Genomic DNA, 25,443 nt, shown 5'->3' with positions numbered 1-25,443 from the left:
AGAGTTGTACTTCGTACCCTCAAAACTAGATAATGTCATCATCAAACTTGTTAGTTAAGTCCTCGACCGATTAGTATCAGTCAGCTCCACGTGTCACCACGCTTCCACCTCTGACCTATCAACCTGATCGTCTCTCAGGGGTCTTACTAGCTTAACGCTATGGGAAATCTCATCTTGAGGGGGGCTTCATGCTTAGATGCTTTCAGCACTTATCCCTTCCACACATAGCTACCCAGCCATGCTCTTGGCAGAACAACTGGTACACCAGCGGTGTGTCCATCCCGGTCCTCTCGTACTAAGGACAGCTCCTCTCAAATTTCCTGCGCCCACGACGGATAGGGACCGAACTGTCTCACGACGTTCTGAACCCAGCTCGCGTACCGCTTTAATGGGCGAACAGCCCAACCCTTGGGACCGACTACAGCCCCAGGATGCGATGAGCCGACATCGAGGTGCCAAACCTCCCCGTCGATGTGGACTCTTGGGGGAGATAAGCCTGTTATCCCCGGGGTAGCTTTTATCCGTTGAGCGATGGCCCTTCCATGCGGAACCACCGGATCACTAAGCCCGACTTTCGTCCCTGCTCGACTTGTAGGTCTCGCAGTCAAGCTCCCTTATGCCTTTACACTCTTCGAATGATTTCCAACCATTCTGAGGGAACCTTTGGGCGCCTCCGTTACTCTTTAGGAGGCGACCGCCCCAGTCAAACTGCCCACCTGACACTGTCTCCGAGCCGGATCACGGCTCTAGGTTAGAATTTCAATACAGCCAGGGTAGTATCCCACCGACGCCTCCACCGAAGCTAGCGCTCCGGCTTCTCAGGCTCCTACCTATCCTGTACAAGCTGTACCAAAATTCAATATCAAGCTGCAGTAAAGCTCCACGGGGTCTTTCCGTCCTGTCGCGGGTAACCTGCATCTTCACAGGTACTATAATTTCACCGAGTCTATGGTTGAGACAGTGCCCAAATCGTTACGCCTTTCGTGCGGGTCGGAACTTACCCGACAAGGAATTTCGCTACCTTAGGACCGTTATAGTTACGGCCGCCGTTTACTGGGGCTTCAATTCAGAGCTTCTCCCGTAAGGGATAACCCCTCCTCTTAACCTTCCAGCACCGGGCAGGCGTCAGCCCCTATACTTCGCCTTGCGGCTTCGCAGAGACCTGTGTTTTTGCTAAACAGTCGCTTGGGCCTTTTCACTGCGGCTCTCCCGGGCATACACCCAAAAGAGCACCCCTTCTCCCGAAGTTACGGGGTCATTTTGCCGAGTTCCTTAACCATAGTTCTCTCGCTCACCTTAGGATTCTCTCCTCGCCTACCTGTGTCGGTTTGCGGTACAGGCACCTATTTCCTCGCTAGAAGCTTTTCTTGGCAGCGTAGAATCAGGAACTTCGGTACTATATTTCCCTCGCCATCACAACTCAGCCTTATGATGTGCGGATTTGCCTACACATCAGCCTAATTGCTTGGACGCGCATATCCAGCAGCGCGCTTACCCTATCTTTCTGCGTCCCTCCATCGCTCAAACGGAAATGAGGTGGTACAGGAATATCAACCTGTTGTCCATCGCCTACGCCTTTCGGCCTCGGCTTAGGTCCTGACTAACCCTGGGAGGACGAGCCTTCCCCAGGAAACCTTAGGCATACGGTGGACGGGATTCTCACCCGTCTTTCGCTACTCATACCGGCATTCTCACTTCTAAGCGCTCCACCAGTCCTTACGATCTAGCTTCAACGCCCTTAGAACGCTCCCCTACCACTGATACCATACGGTATCAATCCGCAGCTTCGGTGATACGTTTAGCCCCGTTACATTTTCGGCGCAGAGTCACTCGACCAGTGAGCTATTACGCACTCTTTAAATGGTGGCTGCTTCTAAGCCAACATCCTGGTTGTCTAAGCAACTCCACATCCTTTTCCACTTAACGTATACTTTGGGACCTTAGCTGGCGGTCTGGGCTGTTTCCCTCTTGACCACGGATCTTATCACTCGTAGTCTGACTCCTATGGATAAGTCATTGGCATTCGGAGTTTGACTGAATTCGGTAACCCGTTGGGGGCCCCTAGTCCAATCAGTGCTCTACCTCCAAGACTCTAACACATAAGGCTAGCCCTAAAGCTATTTCGGGGAGAACCAGCTATCTCCGAGTTCGATTGGAATTTCTCCGCTACCCACACCTCATCCCCGCACTTTTCAACGTGCGTGGGTTCGGACCTCCATTCAGTGTTACCTGAACTTCATCCTGGACATGGGTAGATCACTCGGTTTCGGGTCTACGACCACGTACTATATCGCCCTATTCAGACTCGCTTTCGCTGCGGCTCCGTCTCTTCAACTTAACCTTGCACGGGATCGTAACTCGCCGGTTCATTCTACAAAAGGCACGCCATCACTCGTTAACGAGCTCTGACTATTTGTAAGCACACGGTTTCAGGTTCTCTTTCACTCCCCTTCCGGGGTGCTTTTCACCTTTCCCTCACGGTACTGGTTCACTATCGGTCACTAGGTAGTATTTAGCCTTGGGAGATGGTCCTCCCAGATTCCGACGGAATTTCACGTGTTCCGCCGTACTCAGGATCCACTCAAGAGGGAACGAGGTTTCAACTACAGGGTTTTTACCTTCTTTGACGGACCTTTCCAGGTCGCTTCATTTACCCCGTTCCTTTGTAACTCCGTATAGAGTGTCCTACAACCCCAAGAGGCAAGCCTCTTGGTTTGGGCTATCTTCCGTTTCGCTCGCCGCTACTCAGGAAATCGCTATTGCTTTCTATTCCTCCAGGTACTTAGATGTTTCAGTTCCCTGGGTCTGTCCTCAGTACCCTATGTATTCAGGTAAAGATACTACTCCATTACGAGTAGTGGGTTTCCCCATTCGGAAATCTCCGGATCAAAGCTTACTTACAGCTCCCCGAAGCATATCGGTGTTAGTCCCGTCCTTCATCGACTCCTAGTGCCAAGGCATCCACCGTGCGCCCTTTCTAACTTAACTAATTTTAAAACTAATTGAATTAAACTTACGCAGTTTAATGAATGACATTATCTAGTTTTCAAGGTACAAAATAAAAAAATGGTGGAGCCTAGCGGGATCGAACCGCTGACCTCCTGCGTGCAAGGCAGGCGCTCTCCCAGCTGAGCTAAGGCCCCATTATGATATTACAAAAGATATGGTGGGCCTAAATGGACTCGAACCATCGACCTCACGCTTATCAGGCGTGCGCTCTAACCAGCTGAGCTATAGGCCCATATCTATAATAGAAGGATAATCCTTCAAAACTAAACAAAACAATGAAGAAACATTTCATACATGAACCATCGGTTCATGATGTCTCCATAGAAAGGAGGTGATCCAGCCGCACCTTCCGATACGGCTACCTTGTTACGACTTCACCCCAATCATCTGTCCCACCTTAGGCGGCTGGCCCCTAAAAGGTTACCCCACCGACTTCGGGTGTTACAAACTCTCGTGGTGTGACGGGCGGTGTGTACAAGGCCCGGGAACGTATTCACCGCGGCATGCTGATCCGCGATTACTAGTGATTCCGGCTTCATGTAGGCGAGTTGCAGCCTACAATCCGAACTGAGAATAGTTTTATGGGATTAGCTCCACCTCGCGGTCTTGCAACCCTTTGTACTATCCATTGTAGCACGTGTGTAGCCCAGGTCATAAGGGGCATGATGATTTGACGTCATCCCCACCTTCCTCCGGTTTGTCACCGGCAGTCACCTTAGAGTGCCCAACTAAATGCTGGCAACTAAGATCAAGGGTTGCGCTCGTTGCGGGACTTAACCCAACATCTCACGACACGAGCTGACGACAACCATGCACCACCTGTCACTCTGTCCCCGAAGGGAAAGCCCTATCTCTAGGGTTGTCAGAGGATGTCAAGACCTGGTAAGGTTCTTCGCGTTGCTTCGAATTAAACCACATGCTCCACCACTTGTGCGGGCCCCCGTCAATTCCTTTGAGTTTCAGTCTTGCGACCGTACTCCCCAGGCGGAGTGCTTAATGCGTTAACTTCAGCACTAAAGGGCGGAAACCCTCTAACACTTAGCACTCATCGTTTACAGCGTGGACTACCAGGGTATCTAATCCTGTTTGCTCCCCACGCTTTCGCGCCTCAGCGTCAGTTACAGACCAGAAAGTCGCCTTCGCCACTGGTGTTCCTCCAAATCTCTACGCATTTCACCGCTACACTTGGAATTCCACTTTCCTCTTCTGCACTCAAGTTTCCCAGTTTCCAATGACCCTCCCCGGTTGAGCCGGGGGCTTTCACATCAGACTTAAGAAACCGCCTGCGCGCGCTTTACGCCCAATAATTCCGGACAACGCTTGCCACCTACGTATTACCGCGGCTGCTGGCACGTAGTTAGCCGTGGCTTTCTGGTTAGGTACCGTCAAGGTGCCAGCTTATTCAACTAGCACTTATTCTTCCCTAACAACAGAGCTTTACGACCCGAAGGCCTTCATCGCTCACGCGGCGTTGCTCCGTCAGACTTTCGTCCATTGCGGAAGATTCCCTACTGCTGCCTCCCGTAGGAGTCTGGGCCGTGTCTCAGTCCCAGTGTGGCCGATCACCCTCTCAGGTCGGCTACGCATCGTCGCCTTGGTGAGCCGTTACCTCACCAACTAGCTAATGCGCCGCGGGCCCATCTGTAAGTGATAGCCGAAGCCATCTTTCAATAAAGGAACAGGAGTTCCTTTATGTCATCCGGTATTAGCTCCGGTTTCCCGAAGTTATCCCAGTCTTACAGGTAGGTTGCCCACGTGTTACTCACCCGTCCGCCGCTAACTAATGGGAGCAAGCTCCCATTAGTCCGCTCGACTTGCATGTATTAGGCACGCCGCCAGCGTTCGTCCTGAGCCAGGATCAAACTCTCCATAAAAGTTAAGTTTAAATCTTGTATTGCTCAAAAAACTAATAATTGACGTTTACTTCATGTTTTGTTTAGTTTTCAAAGATCATCTTGGTGGAGCCTAGCGGGATCGAACCGCTGACCTCCTGCGTGCAAGGCAGGCGCTCTCCCAGCTGAGCTAAGGCCCCTTATTGAAATGGTCGGGAAGACAGGATTTGAACCTGCGACCCCCTGGTCCCAAACCAGGTGCTCTACCAAGCTGAGCCACTTCCCGTAATATGGCGCGCCCGAAAGGACTCGAACCCATAACCTTTTGATCCGTAGTCAAACGCTCTATCCAATTGAGCTACGGGCGCATATTATAAATGGTACCGAGGGCCGGACTCGAACCGGCACGGGGTCAACCCCCGCAGGATTTTAAGTCCTGTGTGTCTGCCATTCCACCACCCCGGCAGCATATGTGGAGCGGAAGACGGGGCTCGAACCCGCGACCCCAACCTTGGCAAGGTTGTATTCTACCACTGAACTACTTCCGCGTATACTGCTTATAACTTATAAATTTAAATGGTGCGGGTGAAGGGACTCGAACCCCCACACCGAAGTACTAGATCCTAAGTCTAGCGCGTCTGCCAATTCCGCCACACCCGCAATATTCTCTTTTGAGAAAATGGTGAGCCATGAAGGATTCGAACCTTCGACCCTCTGATTAAAAGTCAGATGCTCTACCTACTGAGCTAATGGCTCAAAAGAGTGCCGACTAGAGGACTTGAACCCCCAACCTACTGATTACAAGTCAGTTGCTCTACCAATTGAGCTAAGTCGGCATATGGTGGAGGATGACGGGCTCGAACCGCCGACCCCCTGCTTGTAAGGCAGGTGCTCTCCCAGCTGAGCTAATCCTCCATCAAACCAAGCGACGTTCTACTCTCACAGGGGGAAACCCCCAACTACCATCGACGCTGAAGAGCTTAACTGCCGTGTTCGGTATGGGAACGGGTGTGACCTCTTCGCTATCATCACTTGATTCATTTTCTTTAGGACATTAATTATTATATCAAAATATCAATCAAAGTCAATAACTTTTTTTAATATTTTTTATAAAATTTACACCCTCAAAACTAGATAATGTCATCATCAAACTTGTTAGTTAAGTCCTCGACCGATTAGTATCAGTCAGCTCCACGTGTCACCACGCTTCCACCTCTGACCTATCAACCTGATCGTCTCTCAGGGGTCTTACTAGCTTAACGCTATGGGAAATCTCATCTTGAGGGGGGCTTCATGCTTAGATGCTTTCAGCACTTATCCCTTCCACACATAGCTACCCAGCCATGCTCTTGGCAGAACAACTGGTACACCAGCGGTGTGTCCATCCCGGTCCTCTCGTACTAAGGACAGCTCCTCTCAAATTTCCTGCGCCCACGACGGATAGGGACCGAACTGTCTCACGACGTTCTGAACCCAGCTCGCGTACCGCTTTAATGGGCGAACAGCCCAACCCTTGGGACCGACTACAGCCCCAGGATGCGATGAGCCGACATCGAGGTGCCAAACCTCCCCGTCGATGTGGACTCTTGGGGGAGATAAGCCTGTTATCCCCGGGGTAGCTTTTATCCGTTGAGCGATGGCCCTTCCATGCGGAACCACCGGATCACTAAGCCCGACTTTCGTCCCTGCTCGACTTGTAGGTCTCGCAGTCAAGCTCCCTTATGCCTTTACACTCTTCGAATGATTTCCAACCATTCTGAGGGAACCTTTGGGCGCCTCCGTTACTCTTTAGGAGGCGACCGCCCCAGTCAAACTGCCCACCTGACACTGTCTCCGAGCCGGATCACGGCTCTAGGTTAGAATTTCAATACAGCCAGGGTAGTATCCCACCGACGCCTCCACCGAAGCTAGCGCTCCGGCTTCTCAGGCTCCTACCTATCCTGTACAAGCTGTACCAAAATTCAATATCAAGCTGCAGTAAAGCTCCACGGGGTCTTTCCGTCCTGTCGCGGGTAACCTGCATCTTCACAGGTACTATAATTTCACCGAGTCTATGGTTGAGACAGTGCCCAAATCGTTACGCCTTTCGTGCGGGTCGGAACTTACCCGACAAGGAATTTCGCTACCTTAGGACCGTTATAGTTACGGCCGCCGTTTACTGGGGCTTCAATTCAGAGCTTCTCCCGTAAGGGATAACCCCTCCTCTTAACCTTCCAGCACCGGGCAGGCGTCAGCCCCTATACTTCGCCTTGCGGCTTCGCAGAGACCTGTGTTTTTGCTAAACAGTCGCTTGGGCCTTTTCACTGCGGCTCTCCCGGGCATACACCCAAAAGAGCACCCCTTCTCCCGAAGTTACGGGGTCATTTTGCCGAGTTCCTTAACCATAGTTCTCTCGCTCACCTTAGGATTCTCTCCTCGCCTACCTGTGTCGGTTTGCGGTACAGGCACCTATTTCCTCGCTAGAAGCTTTTCTTGGCAGCGTAGAATCAGGAACTTCGGTACTATATTTCCCTCGCCATCACAACTCAGCCTTATGATGTGCGGATTTGCCTACACATCAGCCTAATTGCTTGGACGCGCATATCCAGCAGCGCGCTTACCCTATCTTTCTGCGTCCCTCCATCGCTCAAACGGAAATGAGGTGGTACAGGAATATCAACCTGTTGTCCATCGCCTACGCCTTTCGGCCTCGGCTTAGGTCCTGACTAACCCTGGGAGGACGAGCCTTCCCCAGGAAACCTTAGGCATACGGTGGACGGGATTCTCACCCGTCTTTCGCTACTCATACCGGCATTCTCACTTCTAAGCGCTCCACCAGTCCTTACGATCTAGCTTCAACGCCCTTAGAACGCTCCCCTACCACTGATACCATACGGTATCAATCCGCAGCTTCGGTGATACGTTTAGCCCCGTTACATTTTCGGCGCAGAGTCACTCGACCAGTGAGCTATTACGCACTCTTTAAATGGTGGCTGCTTCTAAGCCAACATCCTGGTTGTCTAAGCAACTCCACATCCTTTTCCACTTAACGTATACTTTGGGACCTTAGCTGGCGGTCTGGGCTGTTTCCCTCTTGACCACGGATCTTATCACTCGTAGTCTGACTCCTATGGATAAGTCATTGGCATTCGGAGTTTGACTGAATTCGGTAACCCGTTGGGGGCCCCTAGTCCAATCAGTGCTCTACCTCCAAGACTCTAACACATAAGGCTAGCCCTAAAGCTATTTCGGGGAGAACCAGCTATCTCCGAGTTCGATTGGAATTTCTCCGCTACCCACACCTCATCCCCGCACTTTTCAACGTGCGTGGGTTCGGACCTCCATTCAGTGTTACCTGAACTTCATCCTGGACATGGGTAGATCACTCGGTTTCGGGTCTACGACCACGTACTATATCGCCCTATTCAGACTCGCTTTCGCTGCGGCTCCGTCTCTTCAACTTAACCTTGCACGGGATCGTAACTCGCCGGTTCATTCTACAAAAGGCACGCCATCACTCGTTAACGAGCTCTGACTATTTGTAAGCACACGGTTTCAGGTTCTCTTTCACTCCCCTTCCGGGGTGCTTTTCACCTTTCCCTCACGGTACTGGTTCACTATCGGTCACTAGGTAGTATTTAGCCTTGGGAGATGGTCCTCCCAGATTCCGACGGAATTTCACGTGTTCCGCCGTACTCAGGATCCACTCAAGAGGGAACGAGGTTTCAACTACAGGGTTTTTACCTTCTTTGACGGACCTTTCCAGGTCGCTTCATTTACCCCGTTCCTTTGTAACTCCGTATAGAGTGTCCTACAACCCCAAGAGGCAAGCCTCTTGGTTTGGGCTATCTTCCGTTTCGCTCGCCGCTACTCAGGAAATCGCTATTGCTTTCTATTCCTCCAGGTACTTAGATGTTTCAGTTCCCTGGGTCTGTCCTCAGTACCCTATGTATTCAGGTAAAGATACTACTCCATTACGAGTAGTGGGTTTCCCCATTCGGAAATCTCCGGATCAAAGCTTACTTACAGCTCCCCGAAGCATATCGGTGTTAGTCCCGTCCTTCATCGACTCCTAGTGCCAAGGCATCCACCGTGCGCCCTTTCTAACTTAACTAATTTTAAAACTAATTGAATTAAACTTACGCAGTTTAATGAATGACATTATCTAGTTTTCAAGGTACAAAGTTGAGAGTGAACTCTCAAAACTAAACAAAACAATGAAGAAACATTTCATACATGAACCATCGGTTCATGATGTCTCCATAGAAAGGAGGTGATCCAGCCGCACCTTCCGATACGGCTACCTTGTTACGACTTCACCCCAATCATCTGTCCCACCTTAGGCGGCTGGCCCCTAAAAGGTTACCCCACCGACTTCGGGTGTTACAAACTCTCGTGGTGTGACGGGCGGTGTGTACAAGGCCCGGGAACGTATTCACCGCGGCATGCTGATCCGCGATTACTAGTGATTCCGGCTTCATGTAGGCGAGTTGCAGCCTACAATCCGAACTGAGAATAGTTTTATGGGATTAGCTCCACCTCGCGGTCTTGCAACCCTTTGTACTATCCATTGTAGCACGTGTGTAGCCCAGGTCATAAGGGGCATGATGATTTGACGTCATCCCCACCTTCCTCCGGTTTGTCACCGGCAGTCACCTTAGAGTGCCCAACTAAATGCTGGCAACTAAGATCAAGGGTTGCGCTCGTTGCGGGACTTAACCCAACATCTCACGACACGAGCTGACGACAACCATGCACCACCTGTCACTCTGTCCCCGAAGGGAAAGCCCTATCTCTAGGGTTGTCAGAGGATGTCAAGACCTGGTAAGGTTCTTCGCGTTGCTTCGAATTAAACCACATGCTCCACCACTTGTGCGGGCCCCCGTCAATTCCTTTGAGTTTCAGTCTTGCGACCGTACTCCCCAGGCGGAGTGCTTAATGCGTTAACTTCAGCACTAAAGGGCGGAAACCCTCTAACACTTAGCACTCATCGTTTACAGCGTGGACTACCAGGGTATCTAATCCTGTTTGCTCCCCACGCTTTCGCGCCTCAGCGTCAGTTACAGACCAGAAAGTCGCCTTCGCCACTGGTGTTCCTCCAAATCTCTACGCATTTCACCGCTACACTTGGAATTCCACTTTCCTCTTCTGCACTCAAGTTTCCCAGTTTCCAATGACCCTCCCCGGTTGAGCCGGGGGCTTTCACATCAGACTTAAGAAACCGCCTGCGCGCGCTTTACGCCCAATAATTCCGGACAACGCTTGCCACCTACGTATTACCGCGGCTGCTGGCACGTAGTTAGCCGTGGCTTTCTGGTTAGGTACCGTCAAGGTGCCAGCTTATTCAACTAGCACTTATTCTTCCCTAACAACAGAGCTTTACGACCCGAAGGCCTTCATCGCTCACGCGGCGTTGCTCCGTCAGACTTTCGTCCATTGCGGAAGATTCCCTACTGCTGCCTCCCGTAGGAGTCTGGGCCGTGTCTCAGTCCCAGTGTGGCCGATCACCCTCTCAGGTCGGCTACGCATCGTCGCCTTGGTGAGCCGTTACCTCACCAACTAGCTAATGCGCCGCGGGCCCATCTGTAAGTGATAGCCGAAGCCATCTTTCAATAAAGGAACAGGAGTTCCTTTATGTCATCCGGTATTAGCTCCGGTTTCCCGAAGTTATCCCAGTCTTACAGGTAGGTTGCCCACGTGTTACTCACCCGTCCGCCGCTAACTAATGGGAGCAAGCTCCCATTAGTCCGCTCGACTTGCATGTATTAGGCACGCCGCCAGCGTTCGTCCTGAGCCAGGATCAAACTCTCCATAAAAGTTAAGTTTAAATCTTGTATTGCTCAAAAAACTAATAATTGACGTTTACTTCATGTTTTGTTTAGTTTTCAAAGTTCACCTTGTCGCTCTGAGGCGACTTAAACATCTTAACATTTTCTATCGAATGTTGTCAATGTTTTTTTTGAAAGTTTTTTTCGTTGTCATTTCGTATTAATGTGACAACGTTTAATACTATAACACCTATAAAAACAAAATACAATACCTAATTTTAAATTCTTTTTATTCAGATAGTTTCTACCAGATTCCAATAAATAAATGATGTCCTTATTCCTTTAAAAAGATACATCCAACCATAAAAAACTGGCTAAAGGAATACTTTAGCCAGTTAGTTAAATCTTATTTATGTCTCATTAATGGGAACAATAGCACATCACGGATTGAAGGAGAATTAGTTAACAACATAACTAATCGATCAATACCTATTCCAAGACCACCAGTTGGTGGCATACCATGCTCTAATGCTTCAATGTAATCATCATCCATCATATGCGCTTCGTCATTACCAAGCTCACGTTCTTTAAGCTGTGCTTCAAAACGCTCTTTTTGGTCAATTGGATCATTTAACTCTGTAAATGCGTTAGCATGTTCACGTGCCACAATAAATAACTCAAAACGATCAGTAAAACGCGGATCGTCAGCATTCTTTTTCGCAAGCGGTGAAATTTCTACAGGGTGACCATAAATAAATGTAGGTTGAATTAATGTTTCTTCAACTTTTTGTTCAAAGAATTCGTTAATAATATGACCAACAGACATATTCTCATTAACTTCAACTTTATGTTCTTTAGCATATGTTCTTGCTTGCTCAACTGACATCTCTGGCCAGAAATCTACTCCACAAGCTTTCTTAATCGCATCTACCATATGAAGTCTAGTCCATTTTGGCTCTAGATTTACTGTGTACTCACCGTAAGGAATAGTAGTAGTACCTAAAACTTCTTTAGCGATATGAGCAATTAGATTTTCAGTAAGTTCCATGATGTCAGCATAATCAGCATAAGCTTCATATAATTCAATCATCGTAAACTCTGGGTTATGACGAGTAGAAATACCTTCATTACGGAATACGCGACCAATTTCATAAACTTTTTCAAGTCCACCTACAATTAGTCGTTTTAAGTGTAGCTCAATTGCAATACGCATATATAATTCCATATCAAGCGCGTTATGATGAGTAATAAAAGGTCTTGCAGAAGCTCCACCTGCAATAGCATGTAACATAGGAGTTTCAACTTCTAAATAACCTTGGCTATCTAAATAACGTCTCATAGATTGGATAATTTTACTACGAGCAATAAATGTTTGTCTGCTATCCATATTCATTAAATCTAAATATCTTTGACGGTAACGTTGTTCAACATCTTGTAAACCATGGAATTTATCAGGTAGTGGTAATAACGCTTTTGAAAGGAATGTATATTCTTTAACTTTAATAGATAATTCCCCTACATTCGTTTTAAATACCACACCAGTAACACCTACAATGTCACCTAAATCAGTAATATCAAAGATTTCATATTGTTCTTCGCCTACAGCATCTTTACGAACGTAGATTTGAACTTGTCCATTTAAATCTTGAACATGTGCAAATCCAGCTTTACCTTTACCACGTTTAGTCATTACACGACCTGCAAATGAAACAACAATCGCTTTTTCTTCTAATTCTTCCTTGGAAAACTGGTCAAATTGTGCTAATAAATCATTTGAAGAATGTGTGCGCACAAACTTTTTACCGAATGGATCGATACCTTTTCCTTCAAGTGTTTTTAATTTCTCCCTACGTATAAGGGCTTGATCATTTAATTCTTCGTGACTCATTTTCTCAACTCCACGTAATTATTCAATAAATATTTAAATACAATATGATTTTAATAGAAAAACTGCCAGTATTTCGATCTGGCAGTTTTGTTTACTATAACTTATTATATTTTGTCAAGCGAAACCTGTCAAACTTACAAAGCTTGAGTAGCTTTCATTTTTTCTTCCACTTCATTAACGTATGCTGTTAATACTTCCACCATTTGAGCACGAGTATTAACCTCGTTAATTTGATTTCGAACTAATGCATTGCCTTTCAAACCTTTTAAATACCATGCTGCATGCTTTCTCATTTCCATTACAGCTACATGTTCATTTTTCAAATCAATTAAACGGTCTAAATGCAATAAACATACATCAATTTTTTCACGTGCTTCTGGCTCAGGCATTAATACACCAGATTCTAAGTATTTAACTGTACGGTAAATCATCCATGGATTTCCTAATGCAGCACGACCAATCATTACGCCATCACAGCCTGTTTCATCTAACATGCGCTTGGCATCTTGAGGGGTCTCCACATCCCCATTACCAATTACAGGAATCGAAACCTGACTTTTAACTTCTTTAATCCAGCTCCAATCAGATTTCCCTTCATACATTTGATAACGAGTTCGCCCATGGACCGCAACTGCTTTTCCACCCGCTGCTTCAACTGCTTTTGCATTATCTACTACATAAATGTGATCGTCATCCCACGCAAGACGCATTTTAACTGTAACTGGTTTACTTACATTCTTTGCTACAGCGTAAACCATTTCATGAATTTTGTTTGGGTCTAAAAGCCATTTAGCTCCTGCGTCTACTTTTGTAATCTTAGGAACAGGACACCCCATATTAATATCGATAATATCTGCATTCGTATTTTCATCAACATACTTAGCAGCTTCAACTAATGTTGATTTTTCACCACCAAAAATTTGTAAGCTTAATGGCTTTTCACGTTCATCCATATAAAGCATATCTAATGTTCTTTTATTATTGTGAAGAATCGCTTTATCACTTACCATTTCTGCGCAAACTAAACCTGCACCAAATTCTTTTACGGTTAAGCGGAAAGCTGAGTTACAAACTCCAGCCATCGGCGCTAATACGACGGGATTTTTCATCTCGATGTCACCAATTTTCAGCACATCCCATCCTCCTTCTATTTCAATAAAACTCTATATTGATAATTCCTCTACACTTACTTTTAATTGTTTTGCACAATCATGCAAAAACTGTTCAGTCGGCATACGATTCCCTCGCTCAACTTCACCTAACACCGAAACAGAAACTCCAAGGTTTTTTGCAAAGCCTTCTTGGGTAAAACCTTTTAATTTTCTAAAAGCCCTAATCCGTCTACCCCACTTTTCAGCTTCCATAATCGAACTCCTTTATCCTCTAAAAATTTAGTTTCAACCTTAATTGATTGGTTAATTTCTTTTAAGGGGATTAACACAAAGCTTCTTTCAAACATTCTCGGGTGCGGTATTCTTAGGTGCTCAACTTCTATATCTTCGTGATTATAGAGTAATATGTCAAGGTCAATTGTTCTTGGACCCCAACGCAATTCCCTTTTTCTACCAAGATTTTTTTCAATTCCTTGCGTAACATCAAGTAATTGAAGTGGTGTTAATTTGGTAGAAATTTTAATAACGAGATTTAAAAATGGATCTTGGTCTACGTATCCAACTGGGTCTGTTTCATAAATAGAAGAGATTTGTTCTACTTGAATGTCCGGATGACTCACTAATTCCCTAATAGCCTTTGTAAGAAAACCTTCTCGATCGCCTATATTCGTTCCTAAACTTAAATATGATTCATTTTTCATATGCGACCTCTTGATATTTCAACTGCTACAAAATCATAATGTCCTGGTATTGGTGGATCTGGTTTTATGACTTTTACAGTACATTGTTGAATTAAATCATATGTATTTAATAGTTGTTTAGCAATCTCTTCAGCTACTGATTCAACTAAATCATAAGACTGACCTTGAACTACTTCTTCGCAGGTTTTAAATAAGTCTGCATAACTTACTGAATACGCCAAATCATCTGTTTCTCCTGCTTTTTTTGTATCTAATTCGACAATTAAATCAACATTAAATCGTTGCCCTAATGTTTTCTCCTCTTTAAATACACCGTGGTATCCATAAAATCTCATACCTGTTACATATATTTTATCCATTTTTTACTCCAATCTTTAACATAGCGTCCATCATTTTAGCCATACGGGAAATCGCTAATACATCATGTACTCGAACAATTTCGCAGCCTTTCGTAATACCTAAACAGACTGTAGCCCCTGTACCTTCCATTCGCTCATGTACTTCAGTACCAAGAACCTCCCCTATAAACCTTTTTCTAGAAGTACCAAGTAACACTGGATAATCTAGCGCTTTGATTTGCTCCATTTGGTTTAAAACTTCTAAATTCTGCTCAGCTGATTTTGCAAAACCAACACCTGGATCCAAAATAATCATTTCATCCTTTACGCCTGCACGTTTTGCTATATTAATACTTTCAACTAAATCACAGACAAGATCACTCATTAAACTATAATAGTTTTCATCTGTTCGATTGTGCATTAAACAAATTGGAACATTGTACGCAGCAGCCACTTCAGCAATTTTAGGGTCTTTCTTTGCTCCCCAAACATCATTAATGATTGTTGCGCCAGCTTCAACAGCTTGTTTTGCTACTTCAGATTTATATGTATCAATGGAAATTGGGACATCAATTTCTTTAGATAATGCTTTAATAATCGGAACTACTCTTCTTAACTCTTCGTCTTCGTCAACTATGGCAGCTCCAGGTCTTGTCGATTCCCCACCTACATCAATAATTTTTGCTCCATCAGCAATTAACTTCTTTGCATGTTGTATCGCTAATTCAATTTCATTGTATCGGCCACCATCAGAAAAGGAGTCCGGGGTTACATTTAAAATCCCCATTACAATTGTTTCATTCTGAATTGGTAGTGAGTAATTTCCACAAATCAAGGGTTTTGTTGCTCTTCTCACACTTGTTCACTTCTTTCCATTTCATTCATGCTTAATAAGGATTTTCGGTGAAGTCTATAATCCTTTTGCAAATCCTTTATTACACTACTTTCACTTACATTAAAACGCCGCTCGCCAATTACTGTAACCGGGATAATTTCTTGAATTGAGTTTGAAATAAATATTTCATCCGCTTTTAACAGTTCTTGCTCTGTGTAGAAGCCTTCTTCAACTGTAATGCCTTTTAATTTAGCCCAATGAATCACGAACTGTCTCGTTATCCCATTCAAGATTCCCGTATCAACGTGTGGTGTATATATTCGATCTCGGTTAATAAAAAAAAGATTTGAAACGATACCTTCTGAAAGAAACCCATCTTTGTTTAAAAAGATTCCTTCTATATTTGGTGAGTTACCGATCTCTTTTTTCCCGATAATATTATTTAAATAATGATGAGATTTTAAACGCTCTTTTCCTTCAGGAGAGTTTCGAGGGGTATTTAGTATTACCCCTTCTTTCTCTAAGATATTACTTTCATGCATAGGTTTAATAAACATTATCGTATTTGGATTTGAATACTGACCAGTGTATAAACCTATTTCACCTTCACCTGCTGAAACATTCAAACGTATATACGCATCTTGTAACCCATTTAATTCAATTAACCTATTTAAAATCGTTTGTATTTCCTCATCTAGCAAATTCCACTCAATATTCAGGTTCAATAACGACTTTCTTAAACGCTTTAAATGATCAAACAATAAAAACGGATGCCCATTATAGATCCGAAATGTTTCAAATACTCCTAAGCCATATAAAAAACCATGATCAAATGGAGATATTTTCACTTCATAATCGTTCAAGTATTCTCCATTAAAATATAATTTCATACTGTACTCCTGGATGGTTTATATGCTTGTAAAAAGTTTCTAAGCATTTCTTTACCGAATTGTGACATAATCGATTCAGGGTGAAATTGTACTCCTTCAATCGGTAATGTCTTATGTTTTAACGCCATAATCTCTCCTTCATTTGTCCAAGCTGTTATTTCAAGCTCCTCAGGGAAAGTTTCTTTTTTAACTATTAATGAGTGATATCGCGTAACATCAATAGGTGATGGTAGATCATTAAATAATCCCAAACCTTCATGTGTAATTGCCGATGTTTTTCCGTGCATTAAGCGTTCTGCACGTACTACGTCCCCTCCAAATACTTGAGCGATTGATTGGTGTCCTAAGCATACGCCTAAAATTGGTATTTTCCCAGCAAAGTGTTCAATTGCTTTTAAACTGATTCCAGCTTCGTTTGGTGTACAAGGACCTGGTGAAATCATCAAATAAGACGGCGATAATGCTTCGATTTCTTCTAAAGAAATTTCATCATTTCGTTTTACAATTAACTCTTCACCTAATTCCCCTAAATATTGAACTAGATTATAGGTAAATGAATCATAATTATCAATCATTAATATCATTTTACATTCCCACCCAACTGTGCTTTTTCTTCACTTACTTTCTTAGCTGTCCATAAAGCTTGAGCTTTCTTAAGACTTTCTAAATACTCATGTCTTGGATTAGAATCAATAACAATGCCAGCACCAGCTTGTACAAATGCTTGCTGATCTTTTGTAATCATTGTTCGAATCGTAATGTTCAACTCCATATCCCCTGTGAAGCTAATCCATCCAACAGAACCTGTATAAATGCCACGCTTGGTTGGTTCTAGTTCTTCAATAATTTCCATCGTACGGATTTTTGGAGCTCCTGTTATTGTTCCCCCGGGAAATACTGCTTTTAATAAGTCAAATGAATCTTTACCCTTTTGTAGCTCACCTCTAACATTTGAAACAAGGTGCATTACATGCGAATACTTTTCGATTACTAATAGTTCGTCTACTTCTACAGTTCCATATTCACATACTCTTCCTAAATCATTGCGCTCTAAATCAACTAGCATAATATGCTCTGCTTGTTCTTTTTCATTTGAACGTAGTTCTTCCATCAGTTGCTGTTCTTCTTCTACTGTTTTACCACGGGACCTTGTACCTGCTATTGGTCTTGTCCAAACTTCTTGATCACGTTTTGCTACTAATAGCTCTGGTGAGCAACTAACAATTTGAAACTCGTCAAAATCTAAATAGGACATATATGGTGAAGGATTTATTTCTCTAAGCTGCTCATATATATATAGTGGATCTGTTACAAGTGTCTCAGATTGTAGCACGGATAAATTCACCTGGAATACATCCCCAGCACTGATATATTCTTTAACATTTCCAACAGCATCTGTAAATTTTTGTTCAGACATATAAATTGTTTTTTCAATCTCTTCGGTAGAAGTTCTTCTAGATAAATCGATTTGCTCTATTTCATTAATGAAGAACTCTTCTAAAGAGTCTATTCGTTTTTGTGCCTTATCAGCATTATTCATTTCATCTATAACAATAAAATATAATTGGTTTTCTTGATGATCAAAAACAACCACTTCATGGAAGATTAATAAATAAACATCTGGAATACTGTAGACATCCTCAGCCATCGTTGGTAGGTCTTCGATATAATGGTTACAGTCATATGTGAAATAACCGATTGCTCCACCTTGAAATGGTGGTAGGTCATCTCTTTTTACCGCTGTGTATTTAGATAGATATTCCTTAGCTAAATCAATTGGATTTCCTTCATACTCCACTTTCTCGGTGCATCCTTCAATCCCTACTTCGACTGTTAATTTATTATCCTTCCCATATAGCTTTGCAACAGGATTAGATGCCATAAATGAATATCTTCCGTCACGACCACTTTCAAGAAGTACGGCATTCTTTTTCTCTTTTGCCGTTTCTACAAAGTATTTAAAGAAAGGTTCAGTATAATTGATAACTTTTGAAAAAATTTCATAATTCATGTGAATATCCCCCTCTGATAGCGCTTCTTTTTTCATTTTACACAAAAAGTAAGAAGTATACATCAAAGCATTTTATGGAAAAACAAAAAACCCCTTTGCAACTAGCAAAGGGGTTTTAAATTTATCATGTAATCAACCGAAAAATTACTCAAATTGGAATAATGCTGTACTTAAATAACGCTCTCCATTACTTGGAATGATCGCAAGTACTTTTTTACCTTTTCCAAGTTTTTTTGCAACTTGTAATGCAGCACTAATTGCAGCACCAGAAGAGATACCTACAAGTATACCTTCTTCTTTGGCTACTTTTCTAGCCGTCTCCATTGCATCGTCATTTTTGATTTTAACGATTTCATCATAAATATCCGTATTCAATGTTCCAGGGATGAAACCTGCTCCAATACCTTGGATTTTATGGGGACCTGGTTTACCACCTGATAAAACTGGAGAGTCTTCAGGTTCAACTGCGACAATATTAATTCCAGGGTAAGCTTCTTTTAAAACAGCTCCTGCACCAGAGATTGTTCCTCCTGTACCTACTCCCGAAATAAATGCATCAAGTTGGTCTCCCATTTGTTCAACAATTTCAGGACCAGTTGTTAAACGGTGAACTTCTGGATTTGCAATATTATTAAATTGTTGTGGAACGAAATACCCGTTTTCTTTTGCTAATTCATCCGCTTTACGAATTGCTCCTCCCATTCCTTCAGGACCTGGAGTTAGAACTAATTCCGCGCCATATGCTCTTAATAAGTTTCGTCTCTCAATACTCATTGTTTCTGGCATTACTAGAATTGATTTATAGCCTTTAGCAGCTGCTACCATTGCTAATCCGATACCAGTATTTCCACTAGTTGGTTCAATAATTGTATCACCTGGTTTAATTAAACCTTTTTTCTCTGAATCCTCAATCATCGCAAGAGCAATACGATCTTTAACACTGCTACCAGGATTCATAAATTCTAGTTTTAAGTAAATTTCCGCGCTGTCCTCGTCTACTAATCTGTTAAGTTTTACAATTGGAGTTCTACCGATTAATTCATAAACTGAATTTGCAACTTTCATTTCATCCACTCCTAATTCCTAGTATATTGACCTGTTTAATATACATTATGTAAAAAACAAAAGAATCTGTCAATTACTTTCTCCTATACATAACTTGTATGAAATTCATAATAAATTATGAAAAGAAAGCTCGACAAATCCCTTTAATTTCCACCTACAATTTGTTAATTAATTCTTTTAATTGTTCACCAGAATAATGATAAGGTTGATTACAGAAATGACATGTTACTTCTGCTTCTCCATCCTCTTCTAATATTAGTTCCAATTCTTGTTTACCAATACTTAAAAGTGCACCTTCAATTCTCTCTCTTGAGCATTGACATTGGAATTTTACATCCATCGTTTCTAAAACTTTAACTTCTTCTTTTCCTAACACTTCATATAAAATTTCTTCTGGAGTCAGGCCTTCTTCAATTAGTTTAGAAACTGGTTTAATCGTTTTTAAACGATTTTCAATTTGCGTGATACATTCTTCACTAGCGCCAGGTAAGATTTGAATAATAAATCCTCCACTTGCTAAAATCGTATGATCTGGGTTTACTAATACGCCCACACCTACAGATGAAGGTGTTTGTTCAGATACAGCAAAATAGTAAGTAAAGTCTTCACCAAGTTCACCTGATACAATCGGCACTGATCCTGTGAAAGGTTCTCTCATACCAATATCTTTAACAACTGAGATTGTACCTACAGTTCCAACAGCTTTTGCTACATCAATTTTCCCATGTTTGTTCAGTTCAGTTTGTACATGTGGATTTTGTACATATCCTCGGACTTCACCTTTTGCATTACTATCGACTAAAATATGGCCAATTGGGCCATTACCTTCAACCTTTAAAGTTAACTTTTCATCGCCTTTTAACATAGCACCCATCATCGTAGCAGCTGTTAATGTACGACCTAATGCAGCAGAAGCGTTTGACCAAGTGTCATGACGTTCTTGAGCTTCTTTTACAATATTTGTTGTTCTAACGCTATATGCACGGACTTCACCGTTAAAAGCTAATGCTTTTACTAAATAATCTTTCATGATGTACCCCTTTTTAAGAATTTCGTTTATAAATTAAATGTAGACCTTTTAATGTTAAATACGGATCCATGACATCAATGATATCTGATTCCTTAGATATTAATGAAGCAAGTCCACCTGTTGCTATAACAGTAGGTTCTACCTTTGCTTGAGCTTTCATTCGTTTTACAATCCCTTCAACTTGACCTACATAACCATATAGAATTCCAACCTGCATTGCTTCTACAGTTGTACGACCAACAATATTAGAAGGTCTTGAAAGCTCTATACGAGGCAATTTTGAAGCCTTTGTATAGAGTGCTTCTGTTGATATATTGATGCCTGGGGCAATTGCTCCACCGATGTAATTTTTATTTTCATCTATATAACAATATGTAGTAGCTGTTCCGAAATCTACAATAATTAGCGGACTTCCGTATTGTGCAATTCCAGCAACCGCATTAACAATTCGATCCGCGCCAACTTCTTTCGGATTATCATATTTTATGTTTAAACCTGTTTTTATACCAGGACCAACGATTAGTGGCTTTTGTTTAAAATATTTTGTAGCCATTCTTTCTAGTGAGAACATAATCGGTGGGACAACTGATGAAATAATAACTGCATGAAACTCATCAAACCCAATACCTGCATATTCAAGTAAAGAACCAATGACCATACCGTACTCATCTTCTGTTTTATAACGATTCGTCTCAATTCTCCAATGATGTATTAACTCATCTTCTTGGTAAACACCTAAAACAGTATTTGTATTTCCTACATCGATTACAAATAACATATAATCCACCGTCTCTCCATTTCAAAAATAAAACTTTTATTTTATATTTTTTGTCGCAAGTACATTTTTTAATCACTATAAAAATAATGATAACACAAGTTGATAGTAGTTTAAAAATAGATGCTTTCTGCTATGGATATAGGTTCGTAATTATTAAAACGCTTCAATAAAACCATTTCTCCAAAGGTATTGGTATACTTTACTTTTCACCAAAAAAAAAAAGAAAGAGTGTCTAGAAAGACACTCTTCATTTTTATTCAGTGATTTTAGGCTCAGTTGGTTCATCATTCTTTTTAGAAATGTTGACTTTTACCTCATCTTTTGAAGTTGGAGATGTAGGAAGTGTGCCTTGTTCCCAAAGACTCTTAATTCCTTTTGCATCTAACGTTTCCACTTCTAATAATGTGTTTGCAAGCAAGTCTAATTTATCGCGATGCTTCTTAATAATATCAGTTGCTTTTGCATAACATTCTTTAATGATTGTTTGAATCTCTACGTCGATTTCATAAGCAATTTTATCACTATAATTTTGTTCATTATTAAAGTCTCTACCAAGGAATACATTTCCTCCTTGAGATTGACCAAACTGTAATGGGCCTAGTTTATCGCTCATACCGAACTCAGTAACCATACGACGAGCAATACCTGTTGCACGTTGGAAGTCATTATGAGCTCCTGTACTTACTTCACCAAATACCACTTCTTCAGCAACACGTCCACCAAGTAGACCTGTAATTTTATCAAGTAATTCTGGTTTTGTCATAAAGTAACGATCTTCTTTTGGAAGCATTACTGCATAACCACCTGCTTGACCACGCGGTACGATTGTTACTTTGTGCACCACTTCAGCATCATCTAATACTTGACCAATAACCGTATGTCCAGCTTCATGGAACGCAACAATTTTACGCTCTTTTTCAGATATAACTTTATTTTTCTTAGCAGGTCCCGCAATTACACGGTCAGTTGCTTCGTCAATATCAAGCATATCAATTTTCTTTTTATCACGACGAGCTGCAACTAATGCTGCTTCGTTTAATAAATTCTCTAAATCTGCACCAGAGAAACCAGGTGTTCTTTGAGCAATAGCTTTTAAGTCTACTTCTGGTGACAATGGTTTATTTCTTGAATGAACTTTTAATACTGCTTCACGTCCTATTACATCTGGACGATCTACCGTAATCTGTCTGTCAAATCGACCTGGACGTAATAACGCTGGGTCAAGAACATCTGCACGGTTTGTTGCAGCGATGATGATAATACCTTCGTTAGCACCGAAACCATCCATCTCAACAAGTAACTGGTTTAATGTTTGTTCACGCTCATCGTGACCTCCACCTAATCCAGCACCACGTTGACGACCTACAGCATCGATCTCATCTATAAATATGATACAAGGAGCGTTTTTCTTCGCATTTTCAAATAAATCACGAACACGAGAAGCACCAACCCCTACAAACATTTCAACAAAATCAGAACCACTGATTGAGAAGAATGGAACTCCAGCTTCTCCTGCAACAGCTCTTGCTAATAATGTTTTACCTGTTCCAGGAGGTCCTACTAATAGTACCCCTTTAGGAATTCTTGCACCTAATTCAGAAAACTTACGAGGATCCTTCAAGAACTCTACAACTTCAACAAGCTCTTGCTTTTCTTCATCTGCACCTGCAACATCTTTAAATCGTACTTTCTTTTTCTCGTCATTATAAAGACGAGCTTTGCTCTTCCCAAAGTTCATAACACGGCTTCCGCCACCTTGTGCTTGATTCATTAAGAAGAAGAACAGAATGAAAATAATAACAAATGGAATGAGTGAAGTGAAGATTTGCACCCATGCACTTGTTGTTTCAGCTGGATTCCAATTAGCCTTTATTTTATAGTCAGCAACTGCTTTGTTAACTATTTTTGTCGTTTCGTCACTAATTGGTACTTGAGTTTGGAAAGATTCGCCTTTTTTTACATCTGTAAAGTGACCTCTTACTATGTACACTCCATTTTTAGGTTGGATAGATGTTAAGCTGCTAACATCACCTTTTTGTAACTTAGTATAAAATGTATCGTAACTTACTTTCTTAACTTGAGATTCTGGCCCATTGAAATATGTAACAACACCAATCACAACTAAGAAGATTAATATGTAAAAGACTGTATTACGGAAAATTCGATTCAATTCCAAACCTCCTCTCTTTCAATTTAATTACTTTATATAGTAGCATAGTTATACCATGTAAACAAACGAATAAAACTTGACTTATTTCGTGTAAACTTCAGGCTTTAAAACGCCAACATATGGCAGATTTCGATAACGTTCAATATAATCTAAACCATATCCTACTACGAAAGCATCTGGTACTTCGAAACCAACTAAATCAGCCTCAATATTTGCTTTACGTCCGCTTGGCTTATCTAATAAAGTAACGATTTTAACTGTATTAGCTTTGCGATGTTTAAATAGTTCAACTAAATAATTTAAAGTTAGACCACTATCAATAATATCTTCTAGAATGATTACATCTCTTCCTTCTACTGAAGTATTTAAATCTTTTACAATTTTTACTTCACCAGAAGAAACTGTACTATGTCCATAACTAGAAACATCCATAAAATCAATTTCGATATATGTATCAATATGCTTGATAAGGTCAGACATGAACGGAAGAGCTCCTTTTAAAACACCCACTACTAGTGGAAAGCGGTCTTTGTACTCTTCAGTTAGTACTGCACCTAATTCTACTACTTTTTGTTGAATTGCCTCTTCACTTACTAATACTTGTTGAATGTCTTGTTTCATTTTTTCCTCCTAGAAACTCTTAGAAACCACCTGTATTGCGATGAGTGACTCATCTGTCGAAAAATTTCTTTCAAAAGCAGATTTCTTTACGAAAGGTACCCATAATATATTATTTTGACTATCCGTAATTATTGGCCATTCATCACGTAATGATTGTTTCATTTTTTCATCAATAAATATATCTTTTAACTTTTTTGACCCATTCATACCCTTTAATGACATTCGATCACCATTCTTTCGATTCCGAACAATGAGTGGAAAAGAAACATCCTTGACAGAACACATAAATATGTCGTTTTTTTGCTCAAAACATTGATTGTTTAATTCAACTTTAATTGAAAAACCATTTGGTAGTTCGTATTCGCCAGGCTCATTAATAGAAATAGTATAATCCTTCACATTCGTTTGTTCGAATGTAAAGATGCATTCATTATATGAACGTGTGACAAAAAGTCCTCCGGGTAAATGCTGCTCCCACGTAGATTTTTCATTTCGTAATAAAGTCAGAATTGAATTAAGATGCCCTTGTGTCAAGCCTTTAGGGATAGATAGGTAGACATAATCTAATATTAGTTGAATACATCTTCTTTGTAAAGATATAGGCACATTTAAAAACTGTCTAACGTCAATAGTGACTGCTTGCTTTTTTTTATTTTTTATAACTGTATTCATTGCGTCTTCAGTTAATTCCATTAAATATAGATCATCTTCCAATTGCTGTCTGCTAAACTGCTGGAATCTTTTATGTGCAGTTGGATTTTCTTCAAAAATAAAAGGTAGAATATGATGTCTAAATCGATTTCTTGTGTAAACATCTTTATCATTACTTGGATCTTTTCGAGGGATAATACCTTGTTCGTGACAATATGTAGTTAATGCTTGTTTTCTTAAATCTAAAAATGGACGAATAATTTCGCCTGTACTAAAAGATCTCTTTTCCCTAATGCCAGCGTAACCGACCTGCGAGCTACCTCTTACTAACCGCATCAATATCGTTTCAACTTGGTCCTCTCCATGGTGACCTAACGCTAAATAATTCGCTTCATATTTCTTCATCGTTTCATCAAAGAAACGATATCGACATTCCCTTGCCGCCAATTGACTACTTAAACCCGTTTCCTCGATATACTGATTCACATTTATGCTCTTACCTTCATATTGAACGTTATTTTGGAGGCTCCAGTTCTTGACATATTCTAAATCATCTAAAGATTCTTGTCCTCTAAACATATGATCTACATGTGCAATAATAATCGAGAACGCATATTCTTCTCTAATTGATAAAAAAGAATGGGCTAACGCCATTGAATCTGGACCTCCAGAAACACCAATCACAATTACACTATTTCTGTTAATATCGTTTTGTTTTATAAATTCCTTTAATTGATTAATTACCATTTACCTATACTCCTAATG

The 25,443-nt window shown here is 41.7% G+C and carries 15 protein-coding genes, 11 tRNA genes and 5 rRNA genes; all 31 read right to left on the bottom strand.

What is annotated here, in order from left to right; translation table 11 throughout:
- Positions 1-50 precede the first annotated feature (50 nt).
- Positions 51-2,988, bottom strand: a 23S ribosomal RNA gene (locus MY490_RS00545).
- Positions 2,989-3,067: 79 nt separating this feature from the next.
- Positions 3,068-3,143, bottom strand: a tRNA-Ala gene (locus tag MY490_RS00540).
- 21 nt (positions 3,144-3,164) lie between these two features.
- Positions 3,165-3,241, bottom strand: a tRNA-Ile gene (locus MY490_RS00535).
- 92 nt (positions 3,242-3,333) lie between these two features.
- Positions 3,334-4,883 (bottom strand): 16S ribosomal RNA (locus MY490_RS00530).
- An 82-nt stretch (positions 4,884-4,965) separates the two neighbouring features.
- Positions 4,966-5,041: transfer RNA gene (locus MY490_RS00525), tRNA-Ala, on the bottom strand.
- Between the two features lie 9 nt (positions 5,042-5,050).
- Positions 5,051-5,127, bottom strand: a tRNA-Pro gene (locus MY490_RS00520).
- A 5-nt stretch (positions 5,128-5,132) separates the two neighbouring features.
- A tRNA-Arg gene (locus MY490_RS00515) sits at positions 5,133-5,209 on the bottom strand.
- A 10-nt stretch (positions 5,210-5,219) separates the two neighbouring features.
- A tRNA-Leu gene (locus tag MY490_RS00510) sits at positions 5,220-5,306 on the bottom strand.
- An 8-nt stretch (positions 5,307-5,314) separates the two neighbouring features.
- Positions 5,315-5,389: transfer RNA gene (locus tag MY490_RS00505), tRNA-Gly, on the bottom strand.
- Between the two features lie 29 nt (positions 5,390-5,418).
- Positions 5,419-5,501, bottom strand: a tRNA-Leu gene (locus MY490_RS00500).
- Positions 5,502-5,521: 20 nt separating this feature from the next.
- Positions 5,522-5,597 (bottom strand) — tRNA-Lys (locus MY490_RS00495).
- Positions 5,598-5,604: 7 nt separating this feature from the next.
- A tRNA-Thr gene (locus tag MY490_RS00490) sits at positions 5,605-5,677 on the bottom strand.
- 3 nt (positions 5,678-5,680) lie between these two features.
- Positions 5,681-5,756, bottom strand: a tRNA-Val gene (locus MY490_RS00485).
- Positions 5,757-5,761: 5 nt separating this feature from the next.
- Positions 5,762-5,877, bottom strand: a 5S ribosomal RNA gene (gene rrf / locus MY490_RS00480).
- A gap of 119 nt (positions 5,878-5,996) precedes the next feature.
- A 23S ribosomal RNA gene (locus MY490_RS00475) occupies positions 5,997-8,934 on the bottom strand.
- Between the two features lie 152 nt (positions 8,935-9,086).
- Positions 9,087-10,636, bottom strand: a 16S ribosomal RNA gene (locus MY490_RS00470).
- The 16S, 23S and 5S rRNA genes sit together here with 11 tRNA genes alongside, the layout of an rRNA operon.
- Before the next feature lie 358 nt (positions 10,637-10,994).
- Positions 10,995-12,476, bottom strand: a complete 1,482-nt coding sequence (lysS, locus tag MY490_RS00465) for a lysine--tRNA ligase (protein ID WP_248267585.1) — start codon at positions 12,474-12,476, stop codon at positions 10,995-10,997.
- Between the two features lie 134 nt (positions 12,477-12,610).
- Positions 12,611-13,609 carry a tRNA dihydrouridine synthase DusB gene (dusB, locus tag MY490_RS00460; protein ID WP_248267584.1) on the bottom strand — a complete coding sequence of 333 codons (999 nt, stop codon included), beginning with the start codon at positions 13,607-13,609 and terminating at the stop codon, positions 12,611-12,613.
- Positions 13,610-13,639: 30 nt separating this feature from the next.
- Positions 13,640-13,840, bottom strand: a complete 201-nt coding sequence (locus tag MY490_RS00455; protein WP_056474403.1) for a helix-turn-helix domain-containing protein — start codon at positions 13,838-13,840, stop codon at positions 13,640-13,642.
- On the bottom strand, positions 13,792-14,289 hold the full coding sequence (gene folK / locus MY490_RS00450) for a 2-amino-4-hydroxy-6-hydroxymethyldihydropteridine diphosphokinase (protein ID WP_248267583.1): 498 nt from the start codon (positions 14,287-14,289) through the stop codon (positions 13,792-13,794). The genes MY490_RS00455 and folK overlap by 49 nt, the downstream gene beginning before the upstream one ends.
- On the bottom strand, positions 14,286-14,648 hold the full coding sequence (gene folB, locus MY490_RS00445) for a dihydroneopterin aldolase (protein ID WP_248267582.1): 363 nt from the start codon (positions 14,646-14,648) through the stop codon (positions 14,286-14,288). Before folB ends, folK begins: the two co-directional genes overlap by 4 nt.
- A complete protein-coding gene (gene folP / locus MY490_RS00440; protein WP_248269289.1) occupies positions 14,641-15,414 on the bottom strand; it encodes a dihydropteroate synthase in 774 nt (257 codons plus the stop codon). The genes folB and folP overlap by 8 nt, the downstream gene beginning before the upstream one ends.
- Before the next feature lie 65 nt (positions 15,415-15,479).
- Positions 15,480-16,352 (bottom strand): aminodeoxychorismate lyase, encoded by an 873-nt coding sequence (pabC, locus tag MY490_RS00435; RefSeq protein ID WP_248267581.1) that lies wholly within the window; start codon positions 16,350-16,352, stop codon positions 15,480-15,482.
- Positions 16,349-16,936: an aminodeoxychorismate/anthranilate synthase component II gene (gene pabA, locus MY490_RS00430; protein WP_248267580.1), complete on the bottom strand. Its 588-nt coding sequence runs from the start codon at positions 16,934-16,936 to the stop codon at positions 16,349-16,351. The genes pabC and pabA overlap by 4 nt, the downstream gene beginning before the upstream one ends.
- Positions 16,933-18,363 carry an anthranilate synthase component I family protein gene (locus MY490_RS00425; protein ID WP_248267579.1) on the bottom strand — a complete coding sequence of 477 codons (1,431 nt, stop codon included), beginning with the start codon at positions 18,361-18,363 and terminating at the stop codon, positions 16,933-16,935. Before MY490_RS00425 ends, pabA begins: the two co-directional genes overlap by 4 nt.
- Before the next feature lie 144 nt (positions 18,364-18,507).
- Positions 18,508-19,428 carry a cysteine synthase A gene (gene cysK, locus MY490_RS00420; protein ID WP_248267578.1) on the bottom strand — a complete coding sequence of 307 codons (921 nt, stop codon included), beginning with the start codon at positions 19,426-19,428 and terminating at the stop codon, positions 18,508-18,510.
- A 154-nt stretch (positions 19,429-19,582) separates the two neighbouring features.
- On the bottom strand, positions 19,583-20,458 hold the full coding sequence (gene hslO / locus MY490_RS00415; protein ID WP_248267577.1) for an Hsp33 family molecular chaperone HslO: 876 nt from the start codon (positions 20,456-20,458) through the stop codon (positions 19,583-19,585).
- 13 nt (positions 20,459-20,471) lie between these two features.
- On the bottom strand, positions 20,472-21,236 hold the full coding sequence (locus tag MY490_RS00410; protein WP_056474433.1) for a type III pantothenate kinase: 765 nt from the start codon (positions 21,234-21,236) through the stop codon (positions 20,472-20,474).
- A gap of 253 nt (positions 21,237-21,489) precedes the next feature.
- On the bottom strand, positions 21,490-23,406 hold the full coding sequence (gene ftsH / locus MY490_RS00405; protein WP_248267576.1) for an ATP-dependent zinc metalloprotease FtsH: 1,917 nt from the start codon (positions 23,404-23,406) through the stop codon (positions 21,490-21,492).
- 81 nt (positions 23,407-23,487) lie between these two features.
- Positions 23,488-24,027: a hypoxanthine phosphoribosyltransferase gene (hpt, locus tag MY490_RS00400; protein WP_088014785.1), complete on the bottom strand. Its 540-nt coding sequence runs from the start codon at positions 24,025-24,027 to the stop codon at positions 23,488-23,490.
- 9 nt (positions 24,028-24,036) lie between these two features.
- Entirely contained in the window at positions 24,037-25,425 is a 1,389-nt protein-coding gene (gene tilS / locus MY490_RS00395) for a tRNA lysidine(34) synthetase TilS (protein WP_248267575.1), read from the bottom strand.
- Positions 25,426-25,443: the final 18 nt, after the last annotated feature.

The organism is Gottfriedia acidiceleris, assembly GCF_023115465.1.
GTDB lineage: Bacteria > Bacillota > Bacilli > Bacillales > Bacillaceae_G > Gottfriedia > Gottfriedia acidiceleris_B.
Note: the sequence above shows the minus strand (reverse complement) of the source record. Positions and strands in the feature narration are given on the sequence as shown.

What these genes read in the sequence shown, in the direction of transcription:
- MY490_RS00455 (WP_056474403.1), bottom strand. Translation starts at nt 13,840, where the DNA reads ATGGAAGCTGAAAAGTGGGGTAGACGGATTAGGGCTTTTAGAAAATTA.
- pabA (WP_248267580.1), bottom strand. Translation starts at nt 16,936, where the DNA reads ATGATATTAATGATTGATAATTATGATTCATTTACCTATAATCTAGTT.
- MY490_RS00425 (WP_248267579.1), bottom strand. Translation starts at nt 18,363, where the DNA reads ATGAATTATGAAATTTTTTCAAAAGTTATCAATTATACTGAACCTTTC.
- hpt (WP_088014785.1), bottom strand. Translation starts at nt 24,027, where the DNA reads ATGAAACAAGACATTCAACAAGTATTAGTAAGTGAAGAGGCAATTCAA.
- tilS (WP_248267575.1), bottom strand. Translation starts at nt 25,425, where the DNA reads ATGGTAATTAATCAATTAAAGGAATTTATAAAACAAAACGATATTAAC.
- lysS (WP_248267585.1), bottom strand. Translation starts at nt 12,476, where the DNA reads ATGAGTCACGAAGAATTAAATGATCAAGCCCTTATACGTAGGGAGAAA.
- folP (WP_248269289.1), bottom strand. Translation starts at nt 15,414, where the DNA reads ATGGGGATTTTAAATGTAACCCCGGACTCCTTTTCTGATGGTGGCCGA.
- hslO (WP_248267577.1), bottom strand. Translation starts at nt 20,458, where the DNA reads ATGAAAGATTATTTAGTAAAAGCATTAGCTTTTAACGGTGAAGTCCGT.
- pabC (WP_248267581.1), bottom strand. Translation starts at nt 16,352, where the DNA reads ATGAAATTATATTTTAATGGAGAATACTTGAACGATTATGAAGTGAAA.
- cysK (WP_248267578.1), bottom strand. Translation starts at nt 19,428, where the DNA reads ATGAAAGTTGCAAATTCAGTTTATGAATTAATCGGTAGAACTCCAATT.
- MY490_RS00410 (WP_056474433.1), bottom strand. Translation starts at nt 21,236, where the DNA reads ATGTTATTTGTAATCGATGTAGGAAATACAAATACTGTTTTAGGTGTT.
- folB (WP_248267582.1), bottom strand. Translation starts at nt 14,648, where the DNA reads ATGGATAAAATATATGTAACAGGTATGAGATTTTATGGATACCACGGT.
- folK (WP_248267583.1), bottom strand. Translation starts at nt 14,289, where the DNA reads ATGAAAAATGAATCATATTTAAGTTTAGGAACGAATATAGGCGATCGA.